The organism is Achromobacter sp. UBA5777 (assembly GCF_002418565.1).
Taxonomy (GTDB): Bacteria; Pseudomonadota; Gammaproteobacteria; order Burkholderiales; family Burkholderiaceae_B; genus Achromobacter; species Achromobacter animicus.
Genome location: NZ_DIEJ01000077.1, coordinates 3150 through 10061, shown reverse-complemented (window position 1 = coordinate 10061; position 6912 = coordinate 3150). Strand labels below are relative to the sequence as shown.

7 protein-coding genes and 2 pseudogenes are annotated in these 6912 nt (G+C 65.4%); 1 reads left to right on the top strand and 8 read right to left on the bottom strand.

Going from position 1 to position 6912, the window contains the following annotated elements; all coding sequences use genetic code 11:
* The 8 genes and pseudogenes from B3446_RS05485 to B3446_RS05450 form a co-directional block, all read right to left on the bottom strand.
* The coding region (locus B3446_RS05485) for an ATP-binding cassette domain-containing protein (protein WP_291378195.1) at positions 1-374 on the bottom strand (374 nt) is incomplete at its 3' end.
* A gap of 117 nt (positions 375-491) precedes the next feature.
* Positions 492-1499, bottom strand: coding sequence for a branched-chain amino acid ABC transporter permease (locus B3446_RS05480; RefSeq protein ID WP_224776654.1), 1008 nt, complete (start codon positions 1497-1499; stop codon positions 492-494).
* Positions 1500-1506: 7 nt separating this feature from the next.
* Positions 1507-2265 carry a branched-chain amino acid ABC transporter permease gene (locus B3446_RS05475; protein WP_291378181.1) on the bottom strand — a complete coding sequence of 253 codons (759 nt, stop codon included), beginning with the start codon at positions 2263-2265 and terminating at the stop codon, positions 1507-1509.
* A gap of 124 nt (positions 2266-2389) precedes the next feature.
* Positions 2390-2932: an ABC transporter substrate-binding protein gene (locus B3446_RS05470; RefSeq protein WP_291378193.1), complete on the bottom strand. Its 543-nt coding sequence runs from the start codon at positions 2930-2932 to the stop codon at positions 2390-2392.
* Positions 2920-3159: pseudogene (locus B3446_RS05465) on the bottom strand (amino acid ABC transporter substrate-binding protein); the annotation flags it as partial. The pseudogene B3446_RS05465 and the gene B3446_RS05470, both read right to left, overlap by 13 nt.
* 34 nt (positions 3160-3193) lie before the next feature.
* Positions 3194-3400, bottom strand: a pseudogene (locus tag B3446_RS05460) (ABC transporter substrate-binding protein); the annotation flags it as partial.
* A 142-nt stretch (positions 3401-3542) separates the two neighbouring features.
* Positions 3543-3854, bottom strand: coding sequence for a DUF4387 domain-containing protein (locus B3446_RS05455; protein WP_175183715.1), 312 nt, complete (start codon positions 3852-3854; stop codon positions 3543-3545).
* A 15-nt stretch (positions 3855-3869) separates the two neighbouring features.
* Positions 3870-6590, bottom strand: a complete 2721-nt coding sequence (locus B3446_RS05450; RefSeq protein WP_422652840.1) for an NtaA/DmoA family FMN-dependent monooxygenase — start codon at positions 6588-6590, stop codon at positions 3870-3872.
* Positions 6591-6717: 127 nt separating this feature from the next.
* Here B3446_RS05450 and B3446_RS05445 point away from each other — a divergent pair.
* Positions 6718-6912 (top strand): helix-turn-helix domain-containing protein (locus B3446_RS05445; protein ID WP_291378178.1); only part of this gene is annotated, 195 nt, incomplete at its 3' end.

Here is a 6912-nt window from a genome sequence, read left to right as displayed (position 1 = left end):
GGCTCGTCCAGCAGCAGGATCTTGGGATTCGTGGCAAAGCCGATTGCGACGCCAAGCAGTTTCTGATGGCCGTAGGCCAGCCCCCCCGCCGCGACGTCCCGGTAGGGTCCCAGCCCGGACAGCTCCAGAATCTCGTCCACCTCGCGCGCCACACGCTGCAACGCAGCCTTGCGGGCACGGGTGGTGACGGTGTGCGTCCACACGGAGCCGGGCAACGTCGACAGCGCGCCGCGCAGCAGGTTCTGCGCCACCGTGGCGCCCTGATAGACCGAGGTCGACTGGAACGTGCGGGCCAGGCCGCGCCGCACCACCGCGCTGGGCGCCTTGCCCGTGATCTCCGCGCCCTCGAGCACCACCTGGCCGGCCGTGGGAATCAGCGTGCCGCTGATGAGGTTGAACGCGGTGCTCTTGCCGGCGCCGTTNNTGCAGGCCGCCGAAGCGCTTGGAAAGGCCTTTGACCTCGAGTAGGGGCCGCGAATTCGATGCTGTCGTCATGGCTGCTTCCTCCCTTTACGCGGCAGGCGCATGCCGGCCAGCCCTTGCGGCAGGAACCGCAACATCAGAATCAACGCGACGCCATACAGGATGTCCTGCGATTCCACCGCGCCGCGGAAGAACTCGGGCAGCGGCGTCATGACCAGCGCGCCCACCAGGCCGCCCAGCAGGTACCTGCGCCCGCCGACCACCATCATGATGATGAGCGCGACCGACAGGTGCATGTTGAAAGACTCGGGCGAGATGTAGCCGACGTAATGCGCCAGCAGCGCGCCGCCCAGGCCGGCGAAGACGCTGGCCAGCGTGAACGCGAACAGCTGAGTACGGCGCACGCCGATGCCGCTGGACTCGGCCAGCGCCGGGTTCTCACCCACTGCGTCCACCGCCTCGCCGGCCGGCGAAGCGTAGAACCACCGGAAGAAGGCCAATACGGCAATGGCTATAACCGCCGCCAGCGCATAGAACGCCGGTTTGTTCTGAAAAACGTAGCCGGCGATGGCGGCCGGGGGAATGTTGGTGATGCCGTTGGCGCCACCTGTGACATCCCCGAATTCCAGCAGCACCAGACGCAGCAGTTCGCCGAAGGCAAAGGTCACCAGCACGAAATACACGCCCTGCAATCGCAGGACGATGCGCCCGAGCAGATAGGCCACGAGACCGGCGGCGGCCATTGCCCCCACCACCCCGACGGCGAACGGCAGCCCCAGTCCCTTGACGCAGAAGACCGAGGCGTACGCCCCGATGCCGGCCAGTGCGCCGTGGCACAGCGAGATCTGCCCCGCCCTGGCCAGCACCGACAGCGACGTCACGACGATGGTGTTGATGCAGATGAAGATGGCCAGGTGATAGGTGAAGGCCTGATTCAGCAGAAACGGGATGCAGACCAGGCCGGCAAGGCCCACGACGCCCGCCGCCCTCAGCGGCTGCGGCGCGGCCGCTCCGCGGATCAGGGTTTGGGATTCGGTCTGGCCTGGCGGTATCGACGGCAACACGGCTTTGCTCATATCCATCTCACGCCTCCGCCTTGCCCAGCAGCCCGGCGGGCCGCAATACCAGGATGCCCATCACCAGCGCGAAGATCAGGATTTCCGCGAGGCTGTTGCTCATGAAGGAACTGGCCAGGCTTTCCGACACGCCCAGCAGCAAGCTTGCCGCCGCCGCGCCCGGCACGCTGCCCAGCCCGCCAAGAATCACCACGATGAAGGCCTTGAGCAGCGGTGTGCTGCCGATGAAGGGCGAGACGGAAAACAGCGGCGCCATCAGCGCCCCCGCGATCGCCGCCAGCCCCACGCCGATGCTGAAGCCCAGCGGGTACATCAGCTTGGCCCGCACCCCCTGCGCCGTCGCGATCTCCATGTCCTGCACCGCGGCGCGCAATGCCTTGCCCTGCCGCGTATGAATCAGGAAGACATACAACACCGCCAGCACGATCACCGAGCAGACCGCCACGTACAACCGCGACGCCGGGATGATCGCCGCGCCAAGGTGGAACACGCCCTCGGCCACCTGCGGCATGATCTGCGAGTCCGGCCCGAACACCACCAGCGCCACCGACTGCAGGATCATGGCCACGCCGATGGTCGCGATCATGCCGTTCAGCTCATCGTGCCGGAAGGGTTTGAGCACGGCCCATTCCACCAGCCAGCCCAGCGCCGCCGTCACGACGAAGGCGCCCAGCAACGCCAGCAGGAACGGCGCCTGCCAATGACTCATCAGGACATAGGTTGCAAAGGCCCCGACCATGTAGAACTGGCCGTGCGCGAAGTTCACGACNNCATCACGCCGAACACCAGCGTAAACCCCACCGCCATCAGCAGGTAAAGCAGGCCGATGATGACGCCGTTGACCAGCGCCTGGGCTAACAAGTTGGACATGGAAATCCCCTTTCGCCGGCTTATTTCTGGATATCGACGCACTTGTCGATATCGCAACGCGCCACCGTGACTTCCTGGCCATTGCGGACCTCGGAGATGAAGAACGGCGAGGCGACCTGATGGTCGATGCCATAGCGCGCCTTGCCGCTCCAGTTCACGATGCCCTGGATGCCCTTGTAGTCCTTCAGCTTGGCCAGTTCATCGCGCACCTTAGTGCTGTCGGCCACGGTGCCCGCGTTCTGCATGGCCTTGAACAGCATGTGCGTGCCGTCATAGAAGGCCGGGCTGAAGCCGTTCATGTTCTTCTTGTACTTGTCCTGGTAGCGCTGGGCGTAGTGCGCCACCTCCTTGTTGTCCGGATCCTGCAGCGACGTGACCATCATGCCTTCGGTCGCCGTCTTGCCCGCCACCGCCACGATCTCGGGCGTGGCCGGCCCGCCATTGCGCACGATCGGCCCCTTGAAGCCCAGTTCGCGCGCCTGNNCAGCTCGATGGCGTCGATGCCCGAGCTGATCATACGGGTCAGCAGCGGCACCATGTCCACCCGCTGGCGTTCGAAAAATTCCTTGCTCGACAGCGCGGCGCCCGCCTTTTCGTAGGCCTTGGCCAGGTCATTGGAGATCTGCTGCCCGGACTCGTCGTTGGGGAAAAGTCCGCCGACCTTCTTCAGACTGAATCGCTTGACCAGCCACGCGATGATCGGCGGGGCCGTCTCCTCGGTCGTCAGGTTGGGACGGAACGAGTACGGTTTTTCGGGGCTGAGCGCCTTGTTGGTGAAGCCCAGCGTCATGATGATGACCTTCTCGCGCTCGGNNCAGGCGGTTGGCCGCCGTGACCGCGTCGGCCGACTGGTACTTGTCGTCATAGGGAATGACGCTGATCTTGTACTTCTTGCCGCCGACCTCCAGCCCGCCCTGCGCGTTGACGTCGTCGGCTGCCAGTTCTGCGCCGTACAGCAGCGCCTGCCCCCACGCGGCGCCCGCGCCGGACAGCGTCACCAGCGCGCCGATCTTCAGCGTGTCCTGCGCCATGGCCGCAGCCGGCAGCGCCAACGCCAGGGGCAGCATCACCTTGCAAACTCGATTCATGTCTCTCTCCTGTCTTTTTTTGTGTAGTCAGTGCGTGAACAACAGGTGTCGTGCGCCGGGAACGGCCGCTGACGGCCGGCCGGCGTCACAGGGGTATTTCGATATCCAGCAGGGGCGCGTGCTGCTGCGCGCCGTACACGTCCACGTCGCCCACCGCGCCCGACGCCACGGGCCGCGATAGCGTCGCCTTCCACGCCAGCGCGGGCGGGTATTCCGTGAAGAGCACGTCCTGCTCACGCACGCCGTACAGGCGCGCAATCAGCGCGGCGCTGACGACGCCCGTGGCGCGCACGCGCTCGAACAGCGCCGGGTCATCGAACATGATGTCCAGCGTGATGGAAAACGGCCCAGCGTTCTTGCTCTTGCAGGCCTTGGCAATGTCTTTCAGTCTGGCCACGTCGGCTCTCCCCGCTCAGACGGTTTCGTATTCGATGAGAAACAGGCTGAGCGGATCAGCCACTTCAATCACGTGCTGCATGAAGAATTCGTAGATCGGACCGCGCTCGATATCGGACGGCGAAAACGGAAAGGCCATGTTGCCTTCGCGGCACATGCGCCCCGGAAAGTCCGAATGCAGCAACGTCACGCGGGCCAGCGACAGCGCCGCATTGGCGATCTCCTGCGTCCTGCCCACGACTTCCGCGACGATGGCGAGCTCTTGCGGCAGGAAACCGGGGTTCGGTTCCCAGGCCCCCATCACGCCGTTTGCGCCGTAGACCCGTAGCACCAGCTTCCAGTCCTGGGGATCCAGCCCCAATGCCGCGACCTTCGTTGCGGTGGATGCCCGCACGAAGTCCAGGAAGCTGCCGGCCTGCCCGATCAGGCCCGGGTCGCGCGTGGCGGCAAAGGCCACCGCGCTGTAGCCCGCCCGCTTCACGCCTTCCAGCTTGATCGTGTAGCGCTGAGGCTCCCACTTCATGCCCGTGATCCGGACACGGCGGTCCGACACCGCCCGGATCTCGCAATCGCGGGTGTCGACGCAGCCGCCGGGTTCATAGCGCAGCACAGGACTCGCGTTCTCGTGCAGCGCCTGCACCGCCACCGACAGCGGCGTGCAGCGCAGCTCCGGATTGAGCGGCTCCGCCTCCACGTAGTCCTGGCCCACCGTGACCATCAGGCAGTCGTGTTTCTTGGGGATCGCGGCGTTGCACGCGCACTCCAGCATCTTGCCGGCATACCAGGCGGGCGCCTCGGGCAGGCCGTGGTGCATGGCCAGCGCCACCCACGGCGCGGGGTCCGTGCCCCGCCCGCCGAGGATCACCTGTGCCCCTTCAGCCAAGGCCCGGCGATACGGTTCCGGCCCCATCATGCCGACGATGCGCACCGCTTCGTCGACATCCTGCGGCGTCAACGCGTCCGCCGAGCCCAGCGCCCGGATGCGGTCCTCGGCGATGGCCTGACGGATCACGGCCGGGTCCTGCTCGGCATGAATCAGCGCCATCTTGAAATGCAGGCCATATTCGCGGGCGATCTCGCGCACGATGTCGGCGCAGGCCTGCAGGTGCGGCTCGCCCCCGGCGCCGCCGCAGGTGCCCACCATCATCGGAATGCCGTTGGCGATCGCTGCGCGCAGCAGCAGCGACAGGTCGCGCTTCATGGCCAGGCGGGAATTCAATGTCTTGCCGGACCCCAGGTAATGCGGACCGGGATCGCTGGAACCGCCGTCCACGCCGATCATGTGAGGCTTGAGTTCCATGGCCGCCTTGATCGAGGCCTCCGGAAACCCGTAGCCCAGGATGCCGCTGGCCGACATCATGCGCACGCTTTGAGTGGTCATGTCCATGGTCCTCAGCGGCTGCCGGCCTTCCAGTCGCCGGCNNCGCGGACGCGCAAGCCCCAGATTGCCGCGCAGCGTGCCGCTGTCGTACTGCTTGCGCACCAGACCCCGCTTTTGCAGATGCGGAATGACAAGCCGCACGATCTCCTCATACGTACCGGGCACCGAGGTTGCCGACAGCACGAAGCCATCGCATCCCTTGCTGAACCATTCCTCCATCATGTCCGCCACCTGCTCACCGGTGCCGCAGAACACGGGGCCGTCATTCAACGTGCCGCGGCCCGACGCCTCGACAAAATCACGTACCGACGGATTCTTCTTGCCGCTCACCTGCACGACCTTGTCGCGCAGGCTCTGCCAGGACATCGCGGCCAGCTCCGCGTCGGTGAAGGGCTGGTCGTAGGGCCGGCCGGAGAAATCGATGTTGGCGGTCTCGCCGATCATCGTCAGGCCGTCGATGGGCCGCGACAGGCCGGCGATCATCTCGCGCTTTTCCCGGGCCAGGCTTTCGGTTTCGGCGGCAATGATCTTTACCTCGGCGGCCACCTTCAGATCGTCGGGGTTGCGCCCAGCCTTGGCCACGCCGTCCTTGAGCGCCTGATACTGCTTGATGCCTCCCTCCAGCGTGGGGTACTTGGCGAACACCACTTCGGCCCAGCGCGCCGCGAACGCCAGCCCGCGCCCGCTCTGGCCCGCCTGCAGGATCACCGGATTGCCCTGCGGCGAGCGCGGCACGGTCAGCGGCCCGCGCGAGCGGAAGAACCGCCCTTCGTGGTCCAGCCGCCGCACCTTGTCCGGATCGGCGAAGTAGCCCTCGGCCTTGTCGGCGACGATGATGTCATCCTCCCACGTGTCCCAGTGGCCCATGACCACTTCCATGAATTCATCGGCGCGGTCGTAGCGCAGGTCGTGTTCCAGGTGTTCGGTGTGGCCGAAGTTGGCGGCTTCGGAATCGTTCATCGAGGTGACCACGTTCCAGGCCACGCGGCCCTTCGTCATGAGGTCCAGTGTCGCGAACAGGCGCGCCACATGGAACGGTTCGTAGTAGGTCGTGGAATACGTCGCACCCAAGCCCAGGTGGCGGGTGGCCATCGCCATCGCCATCAGCACCGCCGTGGGCTCCAGCTTCACGGCGCGCACGCCGTGGCGCACGGTCTCGTGGTGATTGCCGTTATAGATGTCCGGCATCGCCAGGCGGTCGTCGAAGAACGCCATGTCGAAGCAGCCGTCTTCCAGCGTGCGCGCGATGCGCTGGTAGTACTCCGGCGTCAGGTAGTCGGTCATGCTCGACGGATTTCTCCACGAGCCAACATAGTTGGAACAATTCTGGGCTTGCAGGAAGGCCACCAGGGCCATTTGACGGGCGGTTGTGCTCATTGCTTTTCCGGTTTCCGGTGGGTTCGTGAAGAGATCGAAGTGGGCTCAGTATTGGTGTCGACTCGGATATGCACAATTTCCGCGGCGTGATACATCTATAACCACCATGAATCAATCCAACGACCCGTCCGCCCTCACCCGGCTCGAACTTTCCGAGCTGGAAACCTTTCTCTGGGTCGTGCGCGAAGGCAGCTTCAGCGAAGCCGCCCGCAAGCTGCATCTGTCCCAGCCCGCCGTCACCAACCGCGTCAAACGGCTCGAAGACAAGCTGCGCACCAAGCTGCTGCAGCGGACCACGCGG